Origin of the sequence: Paenibacillus mendelii (assembly GCF_024498075.1) — a bacterium.
Lineage (GTDB): Bacteria > Bacillota > Bacilli > Paenibacillales > Paenibacillaceae > Paenibacillus_Z > Paenibacillus_Z mendelii.
Window position 1 is genome coordinate 48,159 of the sequence record NZ_JANHOF010000019.1, and the last position, 25,774, is coordinate 73,932.

The 25,774-nt window shown below is 52.1% G+C and carries 27 protein-coding genes; 15 read left to right on the plus strand and 12 right to left on the minus strand.

Annotated elements, in window-relative coordinates:
• Positions 1 to 152 precede the first annotated feature (152 nt).
• From NNL21_RS31280 to NNL21_RS31310, 7 genes are all read left to right on the plus strand, one after another.
• Positions 153 to 905 (plus strand): IclR family transcriptional regulator, encoded by a 753-nt coding sequence (locus NNL21_RS31280; RefSeq protein ID WP_204822467.1) that lies wholly within the window; start codon positions 153 to 155, stop codon positions 903 to 905.
• Between the two features lie 181 nt (positions 906 to 1,086).
• Complete coding sequence (locus tag NNL21_RS31285) at positions 1,087 to 2,004, plus strand: dihydrodipicolinate synthase family protein (protein ID WP_204822466.1); 918 nt, start codon at positions 1,087 to 1,089, stop codon at positions 2,002 to 2,004.
• A 163-nt stretch (positions 2,005 to 2,167) separates the two neighbouring features.
• Complete coding sequence (locus tag NNL21_RS31290) at positions 2,168 to 3,685, plus strand: ATP-binding protein (RefSeq protein WP_204822465.1); 1,518 nt, start codon at positions 2,168 to 2,170, stop codon at positions 3,683 to 3,685.
• A gap of 58 nt (positions 3,686 to 3,743) precedes the next feature.
• Positions 3,744 to 4,112 carry a hypothetical protein gene (locus NNL21_RS31295; RefSeq protein ID WP_204822464.1) on the plus strand — a complete coding sequence of 123 codons (369 nt, stop codon included), beginning with the start codon at positions 3,744 to 3,746 and terminating at the stop codon, positions 4,110 to 4,112.
• A 352-nt stretch (positions 4,113 to 4,464) separates the two neighbouring features.
• Positions 4,465 to 5,667 carry a globin-coupled sensor protein gene (locus NNL21_RS31300; RefSeq protein WP_204822463.1) on the plus strand — a complete coding sequence of 401 codons (1,203 nt, stop codon included), beginning with the start codon at positions 4,465 to 4,467 and terminating at the stop codon, positions 5,665 to 5,667.
• Between the two features lie 117 nt (positions 5,668 to 5,784).
• The gene (locus tag NNL21_RS31305; RefSeq protein WP_204822462.1) at positions 5,785 to 6,006 is read left to right on the plus strand and encodes a DNA-binding protein; all 222 of its coding nucleotides are present in this window, start codon (positions 5,785 to 5,787) and stop codon (positions 6,004 to 6,006) included.
• A gap of 121 nt (positions 6,007 to 6,127) precedes the next feature.
• Positions 6,128 to 7,042, plus strand: a complete 915-nt coding sequence (locus NNL21_RS31310; protein ID WP_204822461.1) for a polysaccharide deacetylase family protein — start codon at positions 6,128 to 6,130, stop codon at positions 7,040 to 7,042.
• A 348-nt stretch (positions 7,043 to 7,390) separates the two neighbouring features.
• Here NNL21_RS31310 and NNL21_RS31315 read toward each other — a convergent pair whose 3' ends face one another.
• Positions 7,391 to 8,176 (minus strand): phytanoyl-CoA dioxygenase family protein, encoded by a 786-nt coding sequence (locus NNL21_RS31315; protein WP_204822460.1) that lies wholly within the window; start codon positions 8,174 to 8,176, stop codon positions 7,391 to 7,393.
• Complete coding sequence (locus NNL21_RS31320; RefSeq protein ID WP_204822459.1) at positions 8,169 to 8,459, minus strand: hypothetical protein; 291 nt, start codon at positions 8,457 to 8,459, stop codon at positions 8,169 to 8,171. Before NNL21_RS31320 ends, NNL21_RS31315 begins: the two co-directional genes overlap by 8 nt.
• Before the next feature lie 139 nt (positions 8,460 to 8,598).
• On the opposite strand from NNL21_RS31320, the gene NNL21_RS31325 reads away from it, so the two are divergent.
• The 5 genes from NNL21_RS31325 (at position 8,599) to NNL21_RS31345 (ending at position 10,873) form a co-directional block, all read left to right on the plus strand.
• Positions 8,599 to 9,423 (plus strand): helix-turn-helix transcriptional regulator, encoded by an 825-nt coding sequence (locus NNL21_RS31325; RefSeq protein WP_204822458.1) that lies wholly within the window; start codon positions 8,599 to 8,601, stop codon positions 9,421 to 9,423.
• 85 nt (positions 9,424 to 9,508) lie between these two features.
• Positions 9,509 to 9,790 carry an ABC transporter permease family protein gene (locus NNL21_RS31330; protein WP_204822457.1) on the plus strand — a complete coding sequence of 94 codons (282 nt, stop codon included), beginning with the start codon at positions 9,509 to 9,511 and terminating at the stop codon, positions 9,788 to 9,790.
• Entirely contained in the window at positions 9,741 to 10,112 is a 372-nt protein-coding gene (locus tag NNL21_RS31335; RefSeq protein WP_256555610.1) for a carbohydrate ABC transporter permease, read from the plus strand. The genes NNL21_RS31330 and NNL21_RS31335 overlap by 50 nt, the downstream gene beginning before the upstream one ends.
• A gap of 28 nt (positions 10,113 to 10,140) precedes the next feature.
• Complete coding sequence (locus NNL21_RS31340) at positions 10,141 to 10,377, plus strand: sulfatase-like hydrolase/transferase (protein WP_204822455.1); 237 nt, start codon at positions 10,141 to 10,143, stop codon at positions 10,375 to 10,377.
• Positions 10,378 to 10,414: 37 nt separating this feature from the next.
• The gene (locus NNL21_RS31345; RefSeq protein ID WP_204822454.1) at positions 10,415 to 10,873 is read left to right on the plus strand and encodes a sulfatase-like hydrolase/transferase; all 459 of its coding nucleotides are present in this window, start codon (positions 10,415 to 10,417) and stop codon (positions 10,871 to 10,873) included.
• 119 nt (positions 10,874 to 10,992) lie between these two features.
• Here NNL21_RS31345 and NNL21_RS31350 read toward each other — a convergent pair whose 3' ends face one another.
• The 4 genes from NNL21_RS31350 to NNL21_RS31365 all read right to left on the minus strand — a co-directional run bounded on the left by NNL21_RS31350 (position 10,993) and on the right by NNL21_RS31365 (position 15,609).
• Positions 10,993 to 11,394: an MDR/zinc-dependent alcohol dehydrogenase-like family protein gene (locus NNL21_RS31350; protein ID WP_204822453.1), complete on the minus strand. Its 402-nt coding sequence runs from the start codon at positions 11,392 to 11,394 to the stop codon at positions 10,993 to 10,995.
• 311 nt (positions 11,395 to 11,705) lie between these two features.
• Positions 11,706 to 12,527 carry a hypothetical protein gene (locus NNL21_RS31355; protein WP_204822452.1) on the minus strand — a complete coding sequence of 274 codons (822 nt, stop codon included), beginning with the start codon at positions 12,525 to 12,527 and terminating at the stop codon, positions 11,706 to 11,708.
• 222 nt (positions 12,528 to 12,749) lie between these two features.
• Positions 12,750 to 14,438 (minus strand): DUF4091 domain-containing protein, encoded by a 1,689-nt coding sequence (locus NNL21_RS31360; RefSeq protein WP_204822451.1) that lies wholly within the window; start codon positions 14,436 to 14,438, stop codon positions 12,750 to 12,752.
• Between the two features lie 13 nt (positions 14,439 to 14,451).
• The gene (locus NNL21_RS31365; protein WP_204822450.1) at positions 14,452 to 15,609 is read right to left on the minus strand and encodes a Gfo/Idh/MocA family protein; all 1,158 of its coding nucleotides are present in this window, start codon (positions 15,607 to 15,609) and stop codon (positions 14,452 to 14,454) included.
• Positions 15,610 to 15,826: 217 nt separating this feature from the next.
• Here NNL21_RS31365 and NNL21_RS31370 point away from each other — a divergent pair, with 217 nt between their 5' ends.
• Positions 15,827 to 16,732, plus strand: coding sequence for a helix-turn-helix domain-containing protein (locus NNL21_RS31370; RefSeq protein WP_204822449.1), 906 nt, complete (start codon positions 15,827 to 15,829; stop codon positions 16,730 to 16,732).
• 65 nt (positions 16,733 to 16,797) lie between these two features.
• Here NNL21_RS31370 and NNL21_RS31375 read toward each other — a convergent pair whose 3' ends face one another.
• From NNL21_RS31375 to NNL21_RS31385, 3 genes are read right to left on the minus strand one after another with little or no spacing between them, the layout of a single operon-like run.
• Positions 16,798 to 17,763, minus strand: coding sequence for a 1-phosphofructokinase family hexose kinase (locus NNL21_RS31375; protein WP_204822448.1), 966 nt, complete (start codon positions 17,761 to 17,763; stop codon positions 16,798 to 16,800).
• Positions 17,760 to 18,626 (minus strand): class II fructose-1,6-bisphosphate aldolase, encoded by an 867-nt coding sequence (gene fba / locus NNL21_RS31380; protein WP_204822447.1) that lies wholly within the window; start codon positions 18,624 to 18,626, stop codon positions 17,760 to 17,762. Before fba ends, NNL21_RS31375 begins: the two co-directional genes overlap by 4 nt.
• Positions 18,627 to 18,630: 4 nt before the next feature.
• Positions 18,631 to 19,455, minus strand: coding sequence for a DeoR/GlpR family DNA-binding transcription regulator (locus tag NNL21_RS31385; RefSeq protein WP_204822446.1), 825 nt, complete (start codon positions 19,453 to 19,455; stop codon positions 18,631 to 18,633).
• Positions 19,456 to 19,627: 172 nt separating this feature from the next.
• On the opposite strand from NNL21_RS31385, the gene NNL21_RS31390 reads away from it, so the two are divergent.
• Positions 19,628 to 20,590, plus strand: coding sequence for an ROK family protein (locus tag NNL21_RS31390; protein WP_204822445.1), 963 nt, complete (start codon positions 19,628 to 19,630; stop codon positions 20,588 to 20,590).
• Between the two features lie 253 nt (positions 20,591 to 20,843).
• Positions 20,844 to 21,080, plus strand: coding sequence for a DUF6953 family protein (locus NNL21_RS31395; RefSeq protein WP_204822444.1), 237 nt, complete (start codon positions 20,844 to 20,846; stop codon positions 21,078 to 21,080).
• Between the two features lie 1,465 nt (positions 21,081 to 22,545).
• Here NNL21_RS31395 and NNL21_RS31400 read toward each other — a convergent pair.
• The 3 genes from NNL21_RS31400 to NNL21_RS31410 all read right to left on the minus strand — a co-directional run bounded on the left by NNL21_RS31400 (position 22,546) and on the right by NNL21_RS31410 (position 25,680).
• Positions 22,546 to 22,956: a DUF1761 domain-containing protein gene (locus tag NNL21_RS31400; RefSeq protein ID WP_204822443.1), complete on the minus strand. Its 411-nt coding sequence runs from the start codon at positions 22,954 to 22,956 to the stop codon at positions 22,546 to 22,548.
• 253 nt (positions 22,957 to 23,209) lie between these two features.
• Positions 23,210 to 24,946, minus strand: coding sequence for a HAMP domain-containing sensor histidine kinase (locus tag NNL21_RS31405; protein ID WP_204822442.1), 1,737 nt, complete (start codon positions 24,944 to 24,946; stop codon positions 23,210 to 23,212).
• Entirely contained in the window at positions 24,943 to 25,680 is a 738-nt protein-coding gene (locus tag NNL21_RS31410) for a response regulator transcription factor (protein WP_204822441.1), read from the minus strand. Before NNL21_RS31410 ends, NNL21_RS31405 begins: the two co-directional genes overlap by 4 nt.
• Positions 25,681 to 25,774 lie beyond the last annotated feature (94 nt).

The following is a 25,774-nucleotide window of genomic DNA, read 5'->3' on the forward strand; positions in this document are numbered from 1 at the left end:
CCGACTGCAATGACACGCCACGCGCAGTTCGACAATGGTTGCCTTGATGGGCGCACTTACTTTAAGATGAAAGGGACAAAGGCATAACGCGAGTTGATCGCCGCGCGGGCACGGTTTGCTCCGGCGTCAATAAGGATGAGGGGCGGATCAGATTGGCGGAAGAAGTCAAAGTGAAATCGTTGTATAAAGCGCTGCGCATCCTGGACTGTTTCACGGTCAACAGTCCGGAGCTCGGCATAACCGAAATAAGTGAACAGCTGGGGCTGTATAAAAGCAATGTACATAATATCGTTGATACGTTCGTCAAGGCTGGTTATTTGGAGCAAAATCCGGACAATGAGAAGTACCGGCTCGGCTTCAAGCTGCTGGAGCTCGGCAACGTCATTTCGAGCAATATGAACATACGCAGGCTGACGCTGCCTTATATGCAGGAAATGTCCGATTTCTCGAACGAAACCGTTTATTTGGGCATGCCGAGTGACACCGAGGTTATTTATCTCGACTCCGCGTCGCCCAAAAATCAGCTGTCGACGAGATCGATGCTCGGCGTTAAAGCGCCCCTGTACTGCACTGGCATTGGGAAGGCGATGCTGGCCTTCTTGCCCGTTGAGACGATGAATGCGGTATGCGCCAAAGGGCTTAAAAAGTATACCGACCAGACGATTACGGACAAAGAGGCGCTGATCGCGGAGCTTGAGGCGATCCGGCTGCGCGGGTATTCGATCGACAATATGGAGCATGAATACGGCATCAAATGCGTCGGAATGCCGATCTTGAACAAGAAAAAACAGGTCGTCGCGAGCTTTAGCGTATCCGGTCCGTCGCTCCGCTTCGGCGAGGATAAAATCGCCGAATATGCGGCGAAGCTGAAACAAATCGTCCGTTCGATCGAAGAGAATGTATAATGCGGATCTGCCCGGCCGGCAGGGTAAAAAACGATTGTAATCGGACAGCTAATATAATATGATGAAACGGAATAATGCGGAACGTTGTTCTTGAATATAGAACATGCGATTCCCTTCTTTTTTGGATTCATATAAGAACGTTGTTCTTATATATAGAACAATAATGAGAGAGGGATGAAGGATGAAGCAGTCGATTGCCGATGGGGTTTGGCCTACGATGATAACTCCGTATACGGCCGGGGGTGACATCGATTATGAGGCATTGGGGCAGCTGGTAGATTGGTATATCGAGCGAGGGGTACACGGATTGTTCGCCGTTTGCCAATCCAGCGAAATGTTCAAGCTATCGCTCGAGGAGCGGGTCGGCATCGCCCGTTTCGTCAAGGAGAAGGCGGCGGGGCGCGTCCAGGTGATCGCGTCCGGTCATATTTCCGACTCGCCGGAACATCAGATCGAGGAGCTGAAGCTTATCGCCGCTACGGGCGTGGACGCTGTCGTTCTTGTCAGCAACCGGCTCGCGCGAGAGGACGAAGGGGAGGATGTATGGCGCAGCAACGCTTTGCGTTTGCTGGATGCCGTTCCGGATACGGCGTTTGGCATCTATGAGTGTCCGTATCCGTATAAGCGTCTGCTGTCCCCCGAGCTGCTGGGCTGGTGCGCCGGCACAGGGCGATTCCGCTTCCTGAAAGATACATGCTGCGATTTGAGCCAAATCGAGGCGAAGCTCGATGCGGTCACCGGAACCGAGCTGAAGCTGTTCAACGCCAACTCGTCGACGCTGCTCGAATCGCTCCGAATGGGCGTATCCGGCTTCAGCGGCGTGATGGCCAATTTCCATCCGGAGCTGTATGTGCATCTGACCGAGCGGTGGCGAACGGACCCGGAAGCGGAACGGCTGCAATCGTTTTTGACCGTCGCCTCGCTAATCGAGCTGCAGTATTATCCGGTTAATGCCAAATATCATTTGCAGCGGCTCGGTCTGCCGATTTTGACCCAATGCAGGTCGAAGGACGAGGCGGGGCTCAAGGAGCATCAGCGGATCGAAATCGAGCATTTGGAGCGGCTGGCCGGTACGATTCGCCGCGGCCTAGATCACTGATCTCTTATGGATGGGCTAGCTGCATCGAACAGAAGAAAGGATCCGCCGCCGCGGGTCCTTTTTACTTGCTTACATATTAGAGGGATAGAATTGCGATTGTTCCAAGATGGGCTAGATGCTATCATATGCTTACACACTCGGTTGTCTAAGGAGTTCCAGTCCATTGCATATTAATGATCGATTGTCAGGAAACCGGCGGAATCTCTTCTTATATCTAATCCTCGTCCTCGCCCCTTTATGCGTATTCAGCACGATCTATTTGCCGCTGAAGACCGGCAGTGCTTACTCCGCTCTGAAGGAGACGGCGTATCGAACCTCGGGCTTTCACGCCCTGTATATCGAGAACTTCTTCGGAGAAACGATTGGCCGCTTGGAGAGCGCGGCGATCTATCTAAGCTCCGTGGACAGTAAATCGCAAATCATTGATGAAATGCTGCGGGTAACGCATAACATGGATTCCCGGTTCTCGGGTTTCTATTGGGTGAGCGCGGCAGGGGATATCATACAAAGCTCAAATCCATTAAGGGATCCGGTTAATTTAGGAGATCGATCGTATTTTCAACTGGCGCTGGAAACAGGGAAGACGCAAATTTCCGAGGCGCATATCGGCCGGGTTACGCAGAAGTATATCTTCTCGATTGCGACCCCGGTTTACAATAAATCAGGTCTGATTGACGGCGTGCTCGTCGGGAGCATTCAATTGCATGAAATGGAAGAAACACTCACTCAAGCGATCAGGGGCGAGCGGATTCAGCTGATCGACCAGAAGAATCAAGTCATTGCAGAGACCAAGCCGTTGCCGTCAAGCAAGCATACCGCCTCCTCGTACGTCATGCTGGATGCGGTCCCGTGGAAGGTTAATGCGATCATGTCCTTTGATTACCGCACTGCAGTGGTGCGGCCGTATCTCGTCTATTTGGGGGTGCTCTTGCTCCTGCTGAACATCGCCTATTTGCTGGCGAAAGCGCAGCTGATGAAACGGCAGCTGGCCAAGGAATTGGCGCAGATCGAAGCGGACAAGTTGAAGCTGATCGGTACCATTGCAGCGAGCACGGCTCATGAAATACGCAATCCGCTTACCGGTATTAAAGGCTTCATCGCCCTGCTTAGCGATAAATACAAGGATGATAAGGACCAGTATTATTTTTCCTTGATTCAAACGGAAGTGAACCGGATCAATGCCATCGTGAGCGAGCTGCTCATTATCGGCAAGCCGACCGAAGCCTCCACTGAAATTCATCATGTGAATGATGTCGTTGCAGAGATGGTTCCGCTCATCGAGTCGGAGGCCCATTTGTACAACGTAGGACTGAGGATCGAGCTGACCAATGAATCGGCTTTCGTTAAACTCTCCAAGGACCACTTCAAGCAGATTATATTGAATTTGGTCAAGAACGCGCTGGAAGCGATGGAAAAGGGCGGGGACCTATCGATTGTGACGGAAGTGTCGGCGGAGTTCGTCCTGCTGAAGGTGACCGACACGGGCAAGGGAATGCCGCTGGAAGTGCTGGAGAAAGTCTTCACTCCGTTCTTCACGATGAAGGAGAATGGGACGGGCCTAGGCCTTCTCGTTTGCAAACGGATCCTGGACAGCTACGGAGGCCGTCTGTTTCTCCTAAGCGAGGTCGGCAAGGGCACGGAAGCTACGATTCAGCTTCCGCGGGTCATATCGAGTCCTTAACGGGCGGTCAATGGACTGCAGTGAATGTACCCATCTACAAGGAAAGGAGCAGGATCTCATGGCAGAAGCCGATTTTGCAGCTATTTACGCTCGACTTAAGATGATCCTGCAGCCCTATGAAGCATCGTTGGATTTGAAGGCGGATACGAATGAGAATTACTATTTAGATACGTATACTATTAATCCGGCTAACAAGAAGCCGATCTTCTTCGGTGCGGCTGCATGGAAGAAGAATTATGTCAGCTTTCACCTTATGCCGGTGTATGTTAACCCCTCTCTACTCAATGGTGTTTCAGCTGATTTGCGCAAGAGGATGCAGGGAAAGTCTTGCTTTAACTTTAAGCGGATGGACGAGGCGTCGTTTCAGGAATTGGAACGATTAACGGCCGCGGGTGTTCAAGATTACAAGGATCGCGGGTTTATCTAGGCGGTCGATCAGCGTTACCAAGTCGATTACAGCCTCGTGCCCAGCACGGGGTTCTTTCTTCATGATCAAGCTGAGAGGTGATATTCATTAAAAGATATGAAGCATTCTATAGACTTCGTAGGATATTAGCACTATAATACATTATACAAAGATTATACAACTATGTGGTTTTGCAATGCCGCTTTCTATTCGAAAGTCGAGGAGAACAACCATGGGAAAATGCCCCTATACTGCCTTCACGTCCTTATTCGCAAGAGATGCTTCTAAAAAAACAACTTCGCTGCCCTTCACAGATAACTTTCACGGAAACGCCCATGCTCTCGCAAGTATTGAATTCCTTGAGGATGAATTTATGGTTCAGCTCGATATGATCGGTTTGACCGTCGAGGATCTGAGCATGCTGAAGAAATACCAGCCAATCGTGGTGGAGTATATCGATGATATTGTGGAATCCTTCTATAAGAAGGTTCTCCATGTCCCCGGCCTTCAGACCATCATTATGAAGAACAGCTCGGTGGAGAAGCTGCGTCTAACGCTTCGCGGCCATCTGATCGAAATGTTTGACGGCCGGATCGACAGCGAATTTGTGCAGAAGCGATTGAAGATCGCTTCGGTGCATCAACGGGTCGGATTGGAGCCCAAATGGTATATGGGTGCTTTTCAAAATCTTCAGAATACGCTTCTCGGCATCATTCACAACTATTTGAAGGATAATACCGAGGGGCTGGCTCTGAGCAAAGCGATTACCAAGCTGCTCAATTTTGAGCAGCAGCTGGTTCTTGAAGCCTATGAGAAGATGAATGTGGAGCATCAAGAGCAGCAGTATGAGATTATTAAACAGGAGCTGAAGGAGAAGATCATCTCCGTTAGCCAGAAGCTGGCTTCCTTAACGGAACAGACGAATATCTCGACGCAGGAGCTGATCGGCTCGAGTAATCAAGTGGCCGCTTCTTTCATGAGCAGCTCGGAGAAGACGAAGGAATCCCGAACGCTTGCGATCAAGGGAACGGAGAATATAGCCAAGCTGGAGCAAAGCATGGCATCCATTCATGGCAGCTCACTGCATATGGAGGAAGCCGTCCGTCATCTCCGCGACTCCTCGCTGCAGATCAAGCAAATTGTGACCATCGTGGAGGAGATCTCCAGCCAGATTAAGCTGTTGTCGCTCAATGCTTCCATCGAAGCGGCAAGAGCGGGGGAATATGGAGCCGGGTTCTCCGTTGTTGCCCAAGAGGTCAAGAAGCTCTCGGAAGAAACGAGAATCGCCGTCAGCCGGATTAGCGAGCTCATTAAGAAGTCCAACACCTATACGGCCGAAGTCGTGAGTTCGATTGAAACGGTTCAAGTCCACGTTCAAGCCGGTCAACGGGAATCCACGCACACGAACGAAATGTTCACCTTGATTTTACGGTCGCTGCAGAGCGGGTTGAGTGAATTGGATCTCGTGGAAATCGAGATTCAAGGACTGGTTAGGGGAATTGGCGAGGTTGGAACGGCTACCGTGGAGGTTGCCAGTTCGGCTGAAGAGCTGAATCATACCGCCCATAATTATTAAAAAGCTGATTTTTCCTTGTATGGAAGCCCTCGGTGGACTCGCTTTCGTGGTATAATAGCATATAAAGAGTATAATGCTTTGTGATGACGGAGCAAGAACAAGAGAGGTTGCATACGGATGAATAAGTTTACAGACTGGAATCAGAAGGTGAAGCAAACATTTCTAGCTACCAGCAATGTAGAGGTATTTACAGTGATGGAAGCCGGTAAGATGCTCGGCCTTACGAAGGATCAGATGAAGGCTTACGTCGATAAGCACGGGTTAACCAAAGTTCCCATTATGAGAAGCGTGCATAGATATCTTTTACTCAAGAGCGAGATTGAAGCCATAGTGGGTTAATCCAACTGCATGAAAAAGCACTGACCTTGTAGAGTCGGTGCTTTTTTATGGTCTATTTTCCCTGCATCCCCTGTTTGTAGAGCAACCAACCAGTATAATAGAGGCAAGGAGGCGAGGGGATATGATGGTGAACGAACGAATGGGCTTCTCTGCAGAGGATCGTCTGTTAATTGTGAACGGTGACGATTTTGGGATGTGTCATGCTGCAAATGCAGGTATTGGACAGCTATTGGAGGAAGGCGTCATTTCCTCGGCGACCGTTATGGTTCCATGCGCATGGTCAGCAGAAGCAGCGGCGATTGCATCGGGCAATCCGGCCTATGATATCGGAATTCATCTGACGCTAACATCTGAGTGGGAGCCGTACAAATGGGGGCCTGTACGGCAGGATGGACCAGTCGATACGCTCGTGACGAAGCAAGGCTGGTTCCCGCCTGATTGCAAGACTGTCGAGCTGCAGGCAGACTCGGAGCAGGTGAAGCAAGAGCTGTTCGCCCAAGTGCAGCGGGGAATTGCCATGGGCATCGATCCGACGCATCTCGATAATCATATGGGCAGCGTGTACGGGCTAGCGACGGGAAGAGACTTTCTGGAGGAGACCCTAGAGGTATGCGAGCACTTTCAACTGCCGCTTCGCCTGCCGAAGAATCCGGGAGATCGTGAGAAGCATATGCCGCCGGCATTGCTCGAGCGCTATCGGGAGCGGCTGCAATCGGCGGAGAAGCGAGGCGTCATGCTGATCGACCATCTCGACGGACTGTCGTTTCATCTGGAGCCTGGAGAAGATTATGACCAAGCCAGAGAGACGATGATCGGGAAGCTCCGTTCCATGAAAGCCGGCATAACGGAGATGATCATACATCCGTTTCACGATACCGACGAGCTGAGGGCGGTCATGCCGCATTGGGAGAAGCGCAGGATTGAATTCGAGCTGTTCCGCGACCCGGTTATCAGGCGTGTGTTGGAGGAAGAGGGTATCCGCATGATCGGCTGGAGAGACCTGCGGAATGTCCAGCGCAGTGGTGGACATACCTAGACGGCACCCGTCAATCACGCAGTAAGAATAGGATGCGTGGAAGGCAGGAGAGTTGAGTGAGGTAATACCGGAACGAAGGGGCCGATTCAAAAGTAATGGTGGTGCAGGGAATGATTCCTGCACCACCATTTTTCTTCTTCCTCTTCCTTCATCGATAAAGAAAATGAGAGGATGTATCGTCTGTAGGAGCGACAGCGTTTGCCTTTGGAATCGTGAAATCTCCTTGCTGCGAGTTTACCTAATCCAATTTCACGATTCTAACAGCAACCGGAAGGAGATGCATCCCCCATAACTATGATCGATATATAATGCCTATTTTCCATTTACTCACACGTTATCGGTGGATCACTACAATCCCATACGTGTCAGAACGCCTTCAAACGAGAAGTCGACGCGGTCGTCTCCGCAAAGATACCGATAAAATTTAGCTCCTGCAATTTGGGTTAATCTGCTGTCGTTACCCGCAAAAGCGTGGTAGTTTCTGAATTCCGCTGCGACCTCAGGACCTTTGTAGTCATCCATGTTGAACAGGCCGCGCTGCTCCTGGCCGGGACGGAGCCGGAGCTTGAATACATAGCGAGTCTCATCCGTATAATTCGGCTGAGCGCAGTGCCAGATGTCATTGTGCAGAAAGCCGATCGTTCCGGCTTTGGACACCAGCTTACGCTGTCCGATGATGTTCTTGTAGCGGGCAATGCTAGCGGTATTTACTTTATTATGCAGATGAGAGCCGGGAAGAATCAGGGTCGGCCCCATAATTTCAGGCGTGTCATGGGAGAAGTAGAAGGCTTGGATATCGAAGCCGAATGGCCGCGTGTCGATGACCGAATCCGCATGATATGCTTGCCCGACGTGATATTGAGCGGGAACGACATGCAGGGCCGAATGGTCGTAGACCGGTTCGGAACCGACTAAGCTCTGCAGAACTCCCTTCACCTGAGGCAGCTCGAAAATTTCTTGGATCACCTTGGAACCCGCCCAATAGCTGCCGGGACCCTTCCAGGCTTTCTGCTCGGCATGGGCAGCTTCGTTCAGCTCTTGAGGAACGAGGTTCTCAAGCTGAATATATCCGTTCACGGCGAACGATGCCATCTGACGAGCATTTAACAAGTGATGCTTCTCGACGTTACTCATCGATTGTCACCTTCCTCTCCAAGACGTATTCATAAGGAAGAGCACCCAGCTCATGCTCGAAGCCGGAACGGTATACAGGCATCGTTGGCAGCTGGAGAACGTTCCAGCCGTCTCTCATGGCATCCAGTACGGACCGGTACGGAGGCGTTTGTGAATCGCCTGTATTCATCTGCAGCTCATCCTTCGACTTCGCCCCATCGTATAGAGCCCAGGCGACGGTATGTGATTCCAGACTGGAATCCGCCAAATGTAAGATTAAGATTTGCTGTCTTGTCTTGCTCATTATGACTCTTCCCTCCCTCAATGAATTCCCTATTATCGTAATATACGCCGCAGCAATACGGGATGTATAATAGTAAGATAAAGTTGTGGTATTCTATGGTGTTTATCGAGGTGGTCACATGGAGCAGGGTCAGTTACATATGATGCGAAGCTATCTCACGAATGCGCAGCTGCAGCTCTACGCCGTGCATCACGTCAAGCTTGGCCCCGATTGGGATTATCATCTGAAGGATCCCGAGGTGAATCGGTTGTACTACTTCTTGGAGGGAGCAGGCAAGGTACGCATACGCAACCGGGACTATTCGCCGCGACCTGGCCAGTTGTTCCTGCTGCCGGCTCATGTCGAGCAAGCCTTCTCTACCGATACGGACAATACGTTTCGCAAATACTTTTGCCATTTTACACTCACAATGGGTGATATCCATTTATTGCAGCTGTTTCATGTTCCGGCCTTCATCGAGGTCGCCGATCAGGAATGGCTGGAAGAGCGCTTTCTGAAGCTGATCGAGCTCTCCCGGAGCCAATCGTTAACCGCGCCGCTGCAAATAAAATCTGTGCTCTATGAGATATTGACGCAATATCTGGACCAGGCGCTGCTTCAAGAGAATGAAGCCAATTGGGGAATAGAAGCCGTCACGCCGGCAATGACCAAGATCAATACAATTGTGAGCTATATTGAGGCAAACTTAGGGGAGAAAATGAACATTAATGAGCTGGCCAACCGGCTGCATTTTCATCCGAACTACTTCATCCAGCTGTTCAAATCCATCATGGGCGTATCGCCGATCACCTACATTACGAAGAAGCGGATGGAGAAAGCGCAGCTGCTGCTGGCCACCAGCGATCTGACTGTGACCGAAATCGCGGATGAGGTGGGGATGAGCTTGTATTACTTCTCGACCACCTTCCGCAAGCTAATCAACCTGTCGCCCTCCGAATACCGCCGTTACTTGAAGACCAAATAGAAGACATTCACGGGATGACATGTGAGCGGCATGATTTGCTGGCGAGTGCATGTCCATTGTCTGAGATTAACCGACATTCATACGAATGGCGGCTATTTGGCGTTGGGATGCGATGCGGCAGGGCAGCTGGGCGCGGTACTTCTCCAACTCGCTCGTCATCACGTTCTTTACCGTCAGTCTGGGGCTAGTGACGATGTCTTTGGCGGGATACGCCTTTGCCAGATTGAACTTTAAGGGACGCGATCTGCTGTTCTTCTTCTCTTTGATCGGCTTGATGATTCCGGAACATTATTCCTCAGATCGCACATCCTTTCGGCATGTTCTTGTTCCGGCAATTTTTTCTTCAATTTCCGAAGGCGCTGGATGAAGCGGCCAAGATCGACGGCTGCTCCCGCTTGCGGACACTGCTGAGGATATATGTGCCTGCGAGTCTGCCGGTATTTGCCACCATGGCGCTGCTGAAGTCCATCGGTTCATGGAATCAGTATACCTGGCCCTTGGTCATTACCAATGAAGACAGCATGAGAACGGTGCAATTGGCGCTTAGCATATTCAAGACGGAATACGCGATCCAGTGGAACTACATTCTGGCCGCAACGACGTTGATCGCATTGCCGGTGCTGCTGCTCTTCCTGCTCTTGCAAAAATATTACGTGCAGGGTATCGTAACTTCAGGCGTGAAAGGATGACAGTTTCATAGAGGAGGCGAAAATGGCTATGAGCCACACGAATACAGACCGGCCCAATGTGATATGGGTATTCGGCGATCAGCATCGGGCGCAAGCGCTGGGCTGCAGCGGCGATCCGAACGTTCATACGCCGAATATCGACAATCTGGCCGCAGGCGGCGTGAATTTTAATCGAGCGTTATCGGGCTTTCCGCTCTGCTGCCCAACCAGAGGCTCCTTGTTGACGGGACGTTATCCGCATCGCTGCGTTCCTTTTCCATTATAGGCTCCCCGGATTCGAAACCGATGAGCTGACGAATCTATTGATCGAGCATATCGACGAGCGCGGCGCGCAACGAAAATCCGGTAATGACCAGCCTTTCTTCGCGGTCCTGTCGGTGCAGCCGCCCCATAATCCATATATGGCTCCGGAGGCGTTTCGAAGCAAGCATACTCCGGGAAAGGTTGAGCTGCGTCCCAACGTACCGCCGATTGAAGGAGTGCGAAGCGAGGCGCGGAACGATGCCGGCTACTATGCAATGATCGAGAATCTGGATTGGAATCTGGGACGGATCCGGGATTGCTTGCGCGAAGCCGGGCTTGATTTCAACACCCATATCGTATTCTTCAGCGATCATGGCGATCTGCACGGCAGTCATGGCCAGTTTCACAAGATGAGCCCGCTGGAAGAAGCTACCTGCTTTCGGGCAGGTTTTTTTAATCGTCACTTCGATAGCTCTATTCCTGATAAAAAGGGTAAGAATGGAGATCCTGTGAAGTAAGACATGACAAATTAAAACCCACCGTTGGGAGTCGCTCTAACGGTGGGTTTCGCTTGAATCATTTCTTGGGTGCCGCAGGGTTCGACCCCGGCTGCAGTGCGTTGATAGTATTGGAACGGTCAGCCATAGACGCTTCTAGTTATGATATCGGTCAGCTCTGATTTATGTGATTCATATTCGTGCATAGCAAGACTTCCGTTAATGAGACGCTCATCCAGCTGGTCGGTCAGCTCGGCGACCTGCAGATCGATGATGTTCTGCACGTCAAGCTGATTGTCTTCCGCTATGCTAGCAAGCGACTTGCCGCTGTATAATGCTTCCTGGACAGCTTCGTCCGAGGATACGCCAAGCGCTTGCAGGAAACGATCTTCCTGAGGAGCTGTACTCTTATTGGATAACGAAGGCAATGTATCGGGTTTCGGTACGGCACTGGCTGTAGGCGCGTATTTCTCATCACTCCACATGCCAACTGCAATTGCGAATGCTAAGGTGCTCATGATTATAATGCGTTTAGGATCCATAGGTTAATCCTCTTTTCAGAGTTAATAGGTTGTTCTCTACGGGTCGACGGGGTTACTTAAGTATGGTGATGCTTGTCTTCTAGCTTACGTATGAGTCCAGGTTGCGTTCCGGAATTCATCTGCTTCTATTGTACACGAGCCACCTTAAATATAACTTAATCTGAGATGACGATCAAATGACGAAGGCTTTAGTTGGACGCGACGACCCGATAAGTATCTGAGGAGATGATCGAATAGACAGAAGCCGATGGAGGAAGAACAGGGGAGTGAGATCCGCAAAGGTCTGCTGACCTTTGCGGATCGTTTGTTCATTATGCTGCAGGAAGCTGGGACTTGGCCTTCTGGATAACGGCTGTGATTTTCTCTTCAAGCGTGTGGATTTTTCGCTTCTGCTCGACGATCTGACGGGAGAGCGACACGGAGGTCGTTAGTGAGGCCAGCGTACTGGCGAGATCGCGGTTCTTCACAGCCAAGCTGGCGTTCTTCCACTCCGCGGCCAAGCTCTTCTTCGGAATATCGGTGGAGCTGCGCTCTGCTTTGATGCGAATGACAAGCGGCTCGGTCTCGGCCAGTATGTCACGGAGCTTCTTGATGGTCCGAGCGGCGCTTTCCTTAGCCGCCTTAAGAGCAGCCTCTTTGTTCCGGATATCCTGACGCGCCAGCTGAACGGCAGGCTTCATGGCTTCGGATTGAGAGCGCAGCATGGACGTTAAGTCCTTGGTTCCCATTGTCCGCGATACTGAAATCTGCCTGTTCAATGACGCGTAGAGATCGAACAGCTTCTTATAGCGCTCGCGTGTCTGCTTGACTTGAATCGCAAGCTTGTCGATCTTGGCGGCGTCAACGGCCTTGATCTGTTTGCGAAGCAAGGTTTCGGCCTCCGCATTCTTGTAATGAATGGCCTTGATATTCGCATCCCACTGGGTATCCTGCTGTTGGAGGGATACAAAATCGTTGTACTGCGTACTAATCTTGCCTTTCATCGCACTGTCGGCTGCAGCAAGCGTCTTGTCCAGCGACGACTTGAACGTGCTGGAGACGCTGATTGCAGCGCTTGCCGGTCGGGCCGCTGCGGCTGTGGCTAGCAGCAGCACCATAATCATGGTGATGGCATAACGGGTCTTGATCTTCATTGCGGCTCAGTTCCTCCCTTAGACATCGATAGAAAACGGTCCCGTCGGTCCCGTAAGAACGACAGCACGCAAAAAAAGCACCGCAAATATAGGCGCAATAACGCCTGTTACTTACGGTGCTTCCGTGTGTGTATGACTAAAAACCGTTTTCGTTTCGTTTACTATACCTTACCTATTCGCCGGGTGTCAACGCCAGCTTCGTGTTACACGGCCGGTCTTCTACTAAGAGGCAGGGGACGTCTGACGGGCGTGTTCCGCGATCGCGGCGTTGATGCGTTCCCGGCATGCGAGCAGCCATTCCGCATCCGCCGGGTAATTGTTGAAGGTGATAGGCTCTGCCAAGCCTTCCTCCATAATCGCCAGCGTACGTTCTTTCCCGACCATGCTATCGAGCAGCCGAAGGGCGCGCAAATCCTGGAGCGCTTCCGTGAACACCACAAGACGCAGCGACTCGACCGGTGTACCGTCCTCACCCGGATAGACGAGGAACGCATCGCCGGACGGGAATCCGCCGCCGGCATCCGTAACCTTGTAAGGATCGATTGCTTTCAAGGAGTACTGCGAGTACCAGAAATTATAGCCCCAGTGAAGGAAGCCTTCGATATCAAACTTGTACAGCTGCAGGCCGATAACTCGGTTGCGTGCCGAAGGCATAGCGAAGAACCGGTTAGCTACCTTCAAATACTGGCCGCAGCAGTAATACGTCCATAGACCCGGCACCTGTTTCTCCAGGAACGGACCGATGTGATCGGAAGCGGGAATCGGCTTCTGCACGAGGCCTTGCTCGTAGAGCGGATAATCGGTCAGGGCATCCAGCGTCGGCCAGCCTTCGATGAGCGGACGAACCCAGTCGCTTGCGCTTTTGTAAGCCTCGATTTGGGTGCTGTGCGGCTCGTCCGAGATATGGAAGTAGCAGCGTCCCTTCAGCTGCTGTGACTCAAGGAAATCGGTGAGCTCAGGGAGCAGCGCGGCAAGAAAGCCCTTATACGCATCGCCTGTCGCGTCGGTATCCCAGCCGAAGAGCCGCTTCGTTACGCCATTCTCCGTGCCGACGATTTTTGGCGCATGCTTCGCGCCCCATTGGGTAAACAGGTGAGACATCTCGAAGTAACGGATGCCGGCAAGGTTGCACAGATCAATCCATTGCTTGAGCCGTTCGAAGCCGAACCGGTAGCCTGAATCCGTTACCTCCACGTCAACGAGCTGAACGGTCGGACGCTCTCCGCCGACTTGCGTGTCCAGCGGCGGCGTGAATAATGGCGTCAGAATCATATTCATGCCGTTGCGAACCGCAATTTGAACATAAGACTCAATGATTTGCCAGTGGCGCTCGCTAAATACATCGACCTCATAATAAGTGGCCAAGCAGTCGGTATGAAACCAATCCGTAAGGATGAGCTGTTGATCCGGGAGCGCGGCGGGCAACACCTCAAGCTCGAAGGTTTCCTCGCCGATCAGATGACCCTCCCCATCGGTAAACCTGATCCGAATCGGATGAATCCCTGCTGGAGCATCCTTATGCAGTGTGACGGCTACCCATACGGCGCGCCACTGGAAGGGAAGCGCCGCTACATCACCGCTTGCAGGCAGCGGGAACAGCGGATCCGGATACAGTCCCGGCGTGGTGCGCAGCAGATTATCGTCGTGATTGCCGTAGATCGGGAATTCCGACGGCGCCAATCCAACGGAACGGATCGACAGATCGGCTGCAATCTCGCTTATCGCTTCGGGACGAATCATGTATTTCGCAGAAAGCGTGGATCGGTATGCCACTTGGAACGAATACTGCTCCCCGGCAAGCGCGGTAGCGCGGTTGAACGTCGGTGCCTGAAGATCCTCGTCTGCAAATACTTTAATGAGCGAGCTTATGATGCGTGTTTCGAATGATTGGCTTTCATTGGATAATTGCATATTTGAACACTCCTTATGAAATAGCTATTCCGCTGGCTGAAGTTGCCCATGATACGGATTGGAAGGTGCCTGTTTCAGCGGATTTTTTGGCTGCCAGACACATTAATGCACTCATTAAACCATCGTCGAGGGAAGACAGAGAAGGTACATCATTTTGCATAATATCAACGAAATTCTTAGCGAGCAGCGGATCTCCGCCGAAGTGGTCGTCGCCGGAGGTGAGCTCGTAGGTTTCGACCCGCGGCGTGTGGTGCATATAGACCTTGACGATGCCGGTGTAGAAATCAAATTCGACGGTTCCCTTATACCCGAGGAAGCGCGCTCCACGGGCGCCTGCCCCGCGCCGTGCGAAGAAATTCTGGGAATAGGAGACGTGCATGCCGGATTCGTACCGGATGAGAGTGCTGCCGGAATCCTCGTTCCCGGTATCCTCTGCGAAGCAGCACTGCGTCCATTCATTCTTGGTGTAATCCTTGCGGAGCAAAGCGCTCTCCGGGCAGGTCCGGTTGTCTTCGCACGCCTCGCATGTTAATCCGGAAGGCTTGTCTCCTTTGAAGATTTGCTTGGATACCATAGCGCAAATTTCAGTCGGCTGCTGGCCGAGAATGGCGTTGATATAATCAAAGTCATGTGTGGCTTTCTGCAAAAACAGTCCGCCCGTCTCCTGCTCATCCCGGTACCAGCTCTGAAAGTAAACATTGCCATAAGGCACATTGTTAACGGCCTGAACATGCTCGATCGTGCCGATCTTGCCGGAGGCCACGATTTCTTGGACGAGCTGCACAATGGTCGTCAGCCGCAGCGGGAAGGATACAACCACGCCGGATTGGGAAGCCTCGTAACCGGCTTTCAACCGGTAGAGATCCTCCATGTTTGTGGCAACGGGCTTCTCCAGATAGAGCGGGAGACCGGTCCGCAGCACCTTAAGCGCCATGGGGGTGTGAAGCGAGCAGCGGGTGCCGATGAACACGCCGTCGACGGCTCCGGAATCCAGCATTTCTTCCGGTGTGGAGTAGTAGTGGATATCATCATTCTTATCGCGAAGCTCCTGCCGGAGGGTGTCTTGTCTGACATCGACAATCGCTGTTAATTTGCAGGTTGGATCCTGCCGGATTACCTCGTTAACCATATGCCGAATGCGGTTGCCATAACCGATTACGCCTAATCTCATGTCGGATTCCCCTTTGTCCGTGTTAGGATGGATGTATCGTCAGTATAAGGGAAATCCGGCCTGTTTTCTTTATTCAAAAAGCCCGAATATTTGCGAATTTTGTGCCGCGCGAGGCTGGAAAGTTCCCCTCAATGCAAGCGATATGAGGTATGATAATAATAACGAGTTTCATGGATAAATAAGGCCTGCATGAGCAGCAGAAGGAGCGGTCGTACCGATGTCATCACAGTTTGAATTGAACAACATGATACGAACGTCGCTCGAGCAGACGATTGTTATTAATCAAATCATTACGATGTTCTATGCCGAGCGGGAGAGAGGCTTCGAGTTTCATGGGGAGTACCATGATTTCTGGGAATTTCTCTACGTGGATAAAGGTGAAATTGTCGTAACGGCGGACGATTCGGTGCATTATATGTCGCAAGGCAGCATTATCTTTCATAAGCCGAACGAATTTCACCGGTTTCATGCGACGAAGGGGACGGCGCCGAACATCATTGTCATGACTTTCGATTGCGATTCGCAGGCGATGAAGCAGTTCGACGGCCAAATCATACGGCTGGAGAATGAAGAACGTAATCTGCTTGCGCAGATTATAGCCGAAGGTCAGAATGCCTTCAAGTATCCGTTCGACCATCCGCTTCAGCGGAGGGAAGACGCGCCGGTCGGCAGCGAGCAGCTGATGCAGAACTATCTGGAGATATTCCTCATTCGGCTGCTCAGGCGCAATGTATTCAAGGAAGTGCCCAAGGGATTGTCGACGATCGCGCGCGAGAAGCGAAGGGACGAATTGACGGAGCGCATTATTGCGCACATGAAGGAGAATGTGTGCAGCCACTTGACCGTCGCGGGAATAGCCGATCACTTTCACATTAGCCGAACCCAGGTCACGGCTCTGTTCAAGGAGAATACCGGCCATTCTATGAAGGAGTACTTCAATAAACTAAAGATGGAACGCGCCAAGCAGTATATTCGCGAGAACACCGACAGCCTGACGGAAATCGCCGACATGCTCGGATTCAGCTCGATTCATGCCTTCTCGGGAACCTTCAAGAAGTGGACGGGCATGAGCCCCTCCGAGTACGCCAGATCCGTCATCGCGCGCGTCCACGACAAGGAATAATAAGAACAGCCTCCAGCAGGCCCTATTTGAAGGGCGGACTGGAGGCTGTGTCGTTCGATGAATCATTACAGGCTTGCGATCTCCCGAACCTCAATCTCTTCTATGAACGATGCGACTTCATCGGGCATTACGACGCCTGCTGCCGAATGAAGAGAGTTGGATGCGCCGCAGGCGGAAGCCAGCTTCAGAGCCTGGACGATATCATAGCCCCGGTGAAGCGAAACGGCAAACCCGGCTACGAATGAATCGCCGCTTCCGACGGGATTGACGGCTTGAACCTTGGCGGCGCTCACGGAATAGAGCTTGCCTTGATAGCCGACGAGCGCGCCCTTCTCTCCGAGCGATACGGCAATGCAAGGAATCTGCTTGGCTTGTGCCAGATGGCGGATAGTCTGATGCAGCCGTTCCTCGTCATCGGCACCGCCCTGTATCACATCCGAAGTCAGACGGGCGGACTCTTCCTTGTTCGGTTTGATCATGAACGGGGAAGCTTGAATGCCGCTCAGGAGCGAGTCTCCGCTGGTATCCAGAATGACGGGTACCTGGAACTCCTTTACGGCGTCAATCAAGCGCTGATAGATGTCCGAGCCTCCTCCGGAAGGGATGCTGCCCGACATGACAATAACGGATGAGGATTCGGCCAGCAGCTTCACCTGCTCGATCAGACGTGCACAGTCGGCTTCCCCGATCTGCAGTCCGGACTCGAGAATTTCCAGCGATTCGCCGGTTGCCTCGTTCAAGAGATTGAGGCACGTTCGGGATTCGCCGGCTGCTTCCACGAATTGATGCGAGATGCCTTCCTGCGTGAGGCCGCTGCGTATCATCTGGCCGTTCAAGCCGGCTACGAAGCCGGTTGCGACGACCGGTTCGCCGAGCGAATGGGCAACGCGGGCGGCGTTAATGCCTTTTCCTCCGGCCTGCGCGATCGTACGGGAGGCGCGGTTGGCTTTGCCCGGAACGAGCTCCGGAACAAAATAGGTCTTGTCGATAGCCGCATTGAGCGTAATCGTGGTTAGATGGCGTGCTGTCATGCTGTATCCCCCGCTTTGTTCACGGATCCGCACAGCCTGATCTTGTCTGCTGCCAGCTCGAACAGCGCCTGCTTCGCGGGAACCATATATTTGCGAGGATCATTCTCCTCGGGATGCTGCTGGAACACCGCTTTGATGGCATCGGAGAAGGCGATGCGAAGCTCAGTCGCGACGTTCATCTTCGACATGCCAAGCGCGACGCAGCGCTTCACTTGCTCATCGGGTATGCCCGAGCCGCCATGAAGAACAAGCGGGGCGGCGACAAGGGAGGCAATGCGCTCGATGCGCGCGAAATCAATGTTCGGTTCTCCTTTATAAATGCCGTGTGCGGTGCCGATTGCGGGTGCAAGCGTAGAAACCCCCGTAAGCGCCACGAACTTCTCGCATTCCTCGGGATCTGCCAAGAGCGCATCCTGATCCTCGACGACGATGTCATCCTCGACCCCGCCGACCTTGCCAAGCTCCGCTTCCGTATTCACGCTTGCAGCTTGGGCGACTTCAACGACCTTCTTCGTCTGCCGGACGTTCTCCTCGAAGGGGGAATGGGAGGCATCGATCATGACGGACGTATATCCGGCACGAATGCATTGGATAATGAGAGGGAAATCCGAGCAATGATCCAGATGAAGGGCGATTGGCACGGAGCTTCGGTTCGCTGCTGTCGTTGCGGCTGCTGCTATATAATCAGGTCCAAGATGCTTGACCGTGCCTACGGTGGATTGAATAATGAGCGGAGAGCGCAGCTCATCCGCCGCCTCAACGACAGCTTGGAGCATCTCCAAGGTGTGTACGTTGAACGCGCTGACGCAATAACCGCCGGCTCGAGCTGCTTGCAGCATAGCTGTTGACGATACTAATGGCATTTCGTTACCTCCTTGGAAATTCGTTGGGCGCGGCAGACTGTGCTGGACTGCCACCCGCGAGATGCAGGGTAATGGATTCTTGTTCGCATACGGCGAGCAGCTCGCCTTGCAGCGGTGTGTTACATACGATCGCTTCCAGCTTGCCAAGGGGACTAATCGGGAAGATGGAGCTTTTATTCGCTTTGGACCCGTCAAATACGGCAATTGCGCTGTCAGAGCGGCTCATCATGATTTGCGCCATCCGTGCTTCCAGCTCCGAGTGGGTCGTTAACCCGCTTATCGGATGGATGCCATCGACGCCGATGAACATTTTGTTAATATGCAGCCCTTCCAGCTTCGCCTCTGCGAGAGGACCGGAGAGCTCGAACGTTTCATTGCTCATAACGCCTCCGGTAAGCACGACCTGGACCTGCTGGCTCTCGGCCAGCTCCATGGCAATGTTGACGGCATTCGTGACGACCGTAATCTCTGGGCGGTTCTTCAGCTCCCGTGCGATCAGGAATGTCGTCGTGCCTCCGGTTAAGCCGACAATATCGCCCTGCTGGACGAGTGAAGCGGCTTTGGCTGCGATGATTTCTTTCTCTTTCCAATAAAGCTGTTCTTTCTCATGGAAGCTGACCCCCCGAAGAGGGTCGTGATAACGGGCGCCGCCGGCCGTTCGAAAAATTTCGCCGGTCTGCTCCAGAAGATCCAGGTCGCGGCGCACGGTCGCTTCCGAGCAGTTCATGTGCTGAATCATCTCGTGAATGCTGAGCTTCTTATGCAGCTTCAGCAGCTCAAGAAGTTGCTGCCGCCTTGCTTCAGCCTTCGGTAAGGGAGGAATTGCCATACGTTCATCATCCTTAGATCTCTCATTTTGTTTTCACTATAACGCAGTGATATGAAATTTTCAATCACGTTATGATTGGAAATGTCATTATGTGATTGATTTTTCCGATTGCTGCTCCTATAGTTAAGGTAAGAAATCACAATCCACAATTCCGATTACGGGAGGACTTATCATGAAGCGTTATGCTTTCGGATTTGATATCGGCGGTACGAATATCGTCTGCGGTCTTGTCGACAGAGAGGGCGAGATCATCTGGACACGGAAGGTGCCGACAGAGGCGGGCAAGGGGAATGACCATGTGATGGCGGTCGTTGCGAATTGCGCAGAGATTGGGCTTGCGGAGTCCGGTATTGCGGCTGAAGATGTGGTCGGCATCGGGATCGGCATGCCGGGCCTCGTGGATCCGGAGCAGGGCATCAGCGTTCTTTCTTCCAATTTGCATTTTCGCAATTATCCCGTCCTTGCGAAGCTGAAAGAGCTAACCGGCATGCCGGTCTGCATGGAGAATGACGTCCGCATGTATGTGTACGGGGAAGCGGTTGTCGGTGCAGGGCGCAATCGCCGCCATGTGTTCGGACTGACAGTAGGGACCGGATTGGCTACGGCAATGGTGAACGACGGCAAGCTCTACCAAGGAGGTGGCGATTTCTCCGGCGAGCTTGGGCATGTTCCGATCGAAGGGATCGATTACCGCTGCAACTGCGGATTAACCGGCTGCTTGGAGACGGTGGTGTCTGCGACAGGCTTGGCTCGTCAAGCGAGGGAGGCTGTATTATCGGGACAGAAGACGCTGTTGGCTGATCTGAAGCAGGATCCTGCCGAGCTGAAGGCGGCAGATGTATCTGCTGCTTATGATGAAGGTGACGAGGTTGCCGTTACAATTATGCACCGGACCGGCGTCACGCTGGGCAAAGCGCTCTCGTACGTAGTGCCGCTGCTCAGCCCGGATATTATTGTATTGGGCGGGGGTGTCCTGCATGCAGGCGAACGCTTCCTCGCTCCCGTCCGGGAGACGCTGTTCGAACGCATCATGCCGATCTATCGCGAACGTCTTGAACTGGCCGCGGCGCAGCGCAACGAGGATGCCGGTGTGATCGGCAGCGCCAGCTGGGCGTTCCGACAATTCGGCTCATAAGCTGTGGATTGCCTGCTGAAACTCGTGCTCCGAGCAGGCGGTTCCCTCGGCTGTAAGCGTGGTTGTGCCATCCCTCCGAACAAGGTATGCTAATGAAGTTGAACGAAAGAAACCTGCAATGAGCTTGAACAGGAAGAATGATTCTGGAGAAGCGCTAGCGTATGAACATTCTGCCTGTGCAGCGTGCTGTGCTGGAATCATGGGTTCAACTTATATAGTTCAAACAGCGTGCATAAAATTAGGAGTGACGGTCATGGAATACACAGCTGACGAAGTTGCGGAGTGGATGTTCAAGGAGCTGCAGAACACGGGTATGTTATATCAGGAACAGGCCGTAGATTACATCTCGAAGCACTTCGGCGAGTCATTTATCTATGTCAATGAGAACGGCAACCGTTCCATCGATAAGGAAGTCAAGAAGGCATTCAAGAAGCTGCATCGCGGACGGGCGGCATGGGAGAGAGACGGATTCTTCTGGGGCTGGTCCTGACGTATTGGGTGAAGGCATAGACCGTGTGAACATATACGGTTTGTGCCTTTTTTCTTTGTTTATCGGCATTGAACGAACCGGACTAAGTTAATCAGTAACTTAACACGCCCCATCGACTTACCTTTACCTCACTCTGAAATCTATACGGTTAACTCCGAAAAAGGGTCTTACAGCTGAGTGCTTCGCCCTGCGTGGAGTCTGTAAGACCGTTTTCTACCGCTAACTTGTCCGATTTGCTTACTTCCCTCCGAAATCTAAACGGTTAACTCCCAAAAACGGTCTTACAGCTGAGTGCATCGACCTGCGCGGAGTCTGTAAGGCCATTTCTTACCGCAACTTGTCCGATTTGCTTACCCCACTCTGCAATCTATACGGTTAACTCCGAAAAACGGTCTTACAGCCATACCTATCACCCTGAGTGGATTCTGTAAGACCGTTTTCTACCGCTAACTTGTCCGATTTGCTTACCCCACTCTGCAATCTATACGGTTAACTCCGAAAAACGGTCTTACAGCCATACCTATCACCCTGAGTGGATTCTGTAAGACCGTTTTCTACCGCTAACTTGTCCGATTTGCTTACCTCCCTCCGAAATCTATACGGTTAACTCCGAAAAACGGTCTTACAGCCATGCATATCACCCTGAGTGGTGTTTGTAAGACCGTTTTCTACCGCTAACTTGTCCGATTTGCTTACTTCCCTCCGAAATCTATACGGTTAACTCCGAAAAACGGTCTTACAGCCATGCCTATCACCCTGAGTGGATTCTGTAAGACCGTTTTCTACCGCTAACTTGTCCGATTTGCTTACCCCACTCTGCAATCTATACGGTTAACTCCGAAAAACGGTCTTACAGCCATACCTATCACCCTGAGTGGAGTCTGTAAGACCATTTTCTACCGCTAACTTGTCCGATTTGCTTACCCCACTCTGCAATTTATACGGTTAACTCCGAAAAACGGTCTTACAGCCATGCCTATCGCCCTGCGCGGAGTCTGTAAGACCATTTTCTACCGCTAACTTGTCCGATTTGCTTACTACCCTCCGAAATCTATACGGTTAACTCCGAAAAAGGGTCTTACAGCCATACCTATCACCCTGAGTGGAGTCTGTAAGACCATTTTCTACCGCTAACTTGTCCGATTTGCTTACCCCACTCTGCAATTTATACGGTTAACTCCGAAAAACGGTCTTACAGCTGAGTGCTTCGCCCTGTGCGGAGTCTGTAAGACCGTTTTCTACCGTTACGGCCACCTCTCGCACCTCTCGGAATTTATACATATAGCAGAATTAATGACAACGCTCACTATGAAGCAGGGGATTTATTTGTTCGGTGTTGAAGATTGTGTGTTTTTTGCAGTGGCTCATAGAATTGCCCGACCGTAATAAAAAAAGGCACAGACCGCATTCAATCATGCGGTCTGTGCCTTTTTCTTTGCTGTACGAGTCGCTGCCCCGGCTTCCGTTATCCCTGCATGGCTCCGATAATGATGCCCGAGATGATGAAGGATACGAGATGATACCCGATCGTAATAAGATAGAGGCCGAGCTTGCGGCCCTCGAACAAATAGTTCATTCCGATCTTGGCCGATACGGCTATGCCGATCAGTAGTCCAATGCATAATCCTGACCAGGCGGTTGTTTCCTCGCCGAGCGTCAGCAGCAGCACCAAGACGAATACCCCGACAATGGCGGTTACGGCCGTTAGGATATACGTCAGCGGACCGCCGCCGGACATCTCCTCCGGCTTCATGCCAAGCTGCTTCATCCAAGTGTTACCGAATAATACCGGTGTATACCACAAGAATCCTAGAATCATCGTAGCTACCGTAGCGAGAATGACAGCCAAATAATCGACTTGCGCGAAATCAACCATAATAACCCCCTGCATCAGTTAAATAGTAGATAGGAATGCCTATACTCTAGTTTCTCTATTTCGGGGCAAAAGTAAACGGTTATTTTCGCGAGTGGAAACAAGCAGGCGGCCTAGACAGGCGAGATAAGCATGGGAAGCAGGAACCCCCTGAGATTGGCTCCGAGGGGGGTGGTTTGAAAGACTGCAAATCTCGTGTCGAATGTCGAGCCGTTTAATCGAAGAAATGACCAGTGGAAGCCGCGCAGCATTCCGTTCATTGCGGGAGCCGGATGGTAATCTCCGTACCGCTGCCTAATGACGACAAGACTTCGATCTCGCCGCCATGTGCTTCCACGATAGCTTTCGCAATGCTCATGCCGAGCCCTGAACCGGCTGTCGATTCCTCGGTATTGGTTCCTCTGTAATACCGCTCGAAGAGGTTCCGCTTGGTCTCCTCATCCATGCCGTTCCCGTTATCGGATATCCGAATGTAAGCTTCGTCGTTCATCATACCTGCCGATACCGTCACGGTGATGCCGGGCGGGTTATGCTTGACGGCGTTGGACAGCAGATTATCCAGCAGCCGCTGCAGCCACGTGTCGTTGCCTTGTATCGTAATCGGAGCCTCTTCGCCCTCATAGATGAAATGGCAGTCTGCCAGTGTAGCGTCATTCACATATTTCAGCACGGCAACGCGCACTAATTCATCGAGGTTCACTTGTTGAACCTCCATAGGCAGGCCGTCCTGCTTCAGCTGGTTAATGAGCGAGAAATCCGTAATAAGCTCCAGCATGTAGTCGCCCTTCTCGCGAATCATCGTCCCCATCACGCGCAGCTCCTCTTGGCTCCATTGGTCGGGCGCGCTCTCGAGCATATATCCGTACCCTTGAATGGTGGCAAGCGGTGTGCGCAGGTCATGCGAGATACCGGACATCCATTCCTCTTGGGCCTTCTCCAGGCGTTTGCGCTCCTTCTCCGTATGAGCCAGCCGTTCGGCCATCTGATAGAAGGCTTGGATGACTTCCCGGTAGAGCCGGTAACGAATCCGCAGCTTGCCGTTGCGCCGGAACACGCGGCGCTTGTCTTTGGCTGTGAGCACTTCATCGTACTTGCCGCGTCCCATCCGCTCGAACCATCCGGCGAATAGAATTAGCGGCTGCCCATAACGGTAGCCATGCCAGAAGGAGACGGCGATCGATAAGACCAGCACGAGTGCGATCATCCAGATAAACAGACGGATAATCTCCGATAGAATCGGCTGCTTGGGCAAATCGCTGGCAGCATTAGGCGTATGCAGAATCCAGGTCATCGCGCCTTGGGCGTGACGATACACGACAATATTCGTATCGTAATTCCCCGGAGCTTGCTGCATGGCGATAATCTCAAGCGGATCGAATTTCTTCGGAGACGCTGAAGGGTGACCAACGGTCTGTACGATCTCCCCTGCTTGATTAATGATCTGGAGGTAGCTGTCCGTCTCTTGAAGCTTCTGATCAAGCGAAGACAAAGCCTTCTCCCCGACAAGACCGTTCACTTGGTAGGCCGTATACCAGGAGGAGAGCTGGTCGAGATCGGGATTCTCATAGCCAAGCAGGAACAGGAGCGGCTCCTTGTAGGTCAGGTCCAGCTGAGAAGTAATGGAATACCGGCCGAATTCACCCGTCTCTTGGATGGCGAGCAGCTGCGTAACCGAATAGGACAGTGGCAAGGAGGAGTCATCGGCATTCGCCTTATAAATAACCTTGCCTTCTTGATTCACGATCTGCATCCAGATGTTGCGTTCTTCCAACAGCTTGGTCCACCTAGAAGCGAGTTTAATTTGCCCCTTCTCATAAGTGGCTTCGGTCGTGATCGTATCCAATGCGCCATTGGGGAAATTACGGCGTATTTCATCATTCGTTATTTGTTGGATAAAGAAGATGAACAGAATAAGAATGACGGCGAAGATTAAGAAGGAATAGAAGATAAGCTGGTACGTAAAATGGAAAGCCATGCGCCGCTGGATCTTCATCGCTTCGCAGGCTCCTTTGCCAGCTTATACCCCAGTCCGCGGATCGTGAGCAGGTGTTTCGGATCGCTGGGATCCCATTCGATCCGCTCCCGTATGCGCCGAATATGAACCATAACGGTCGAATCGTCACCGAGACCATCGAGCCCCCATACGGCTTCATACAGCTGCGTCTTGGAGAAGACGATACCCGGATGCTTGCAGAAGTGGAGCAGCAGCTGGAAGACTTGGGCGGGGCAGGGCACATGCTGGTTGTCCACGATTAATTCTCCCTCTGCCTCATTGACCGAGAAACGTCCGAACTGATATATGCGTGAATCCTTCTGGCTCGGTGTGACGGCGTTCGATGGCGCGGCCACATCCAGCCGCCGGATCCGCGCCTTAATGCGGGCTGCGATTTCAAGCGGATTAAATGGCTTCGTGATGTAGTCGTCTCCACCCATGGCGAAGCCGGTCAGCACGTCCAGATCCGACGCTTTGGCGGTTAGGAATAGAATATGCGGATTGCCATATTCGCGGATTCGCGAGCATAATTCCAAGCCGCTGCCATCGGGCAGCATAATATCGAGCAGCACGATATCCGCGCCGACCCGGGAGACCGTCTCCAGTGCCTCGCGGCATGAGGATGCGGTATATAGCTGCTGGAACCCCTCCTTGCGGAGCACCATCTGCAGCATGGTAACAATAGATGGCTCATCATCGACAATGAGGATTTTTATCTCATTCGTTTCATTCATAACGTATCACCCACGATTATGTTAACATACGAACTTGAACAACAGCTAAACAGATTCATCCAAAATTAAGCCTGCGTTTATACAGCGGTTTCTG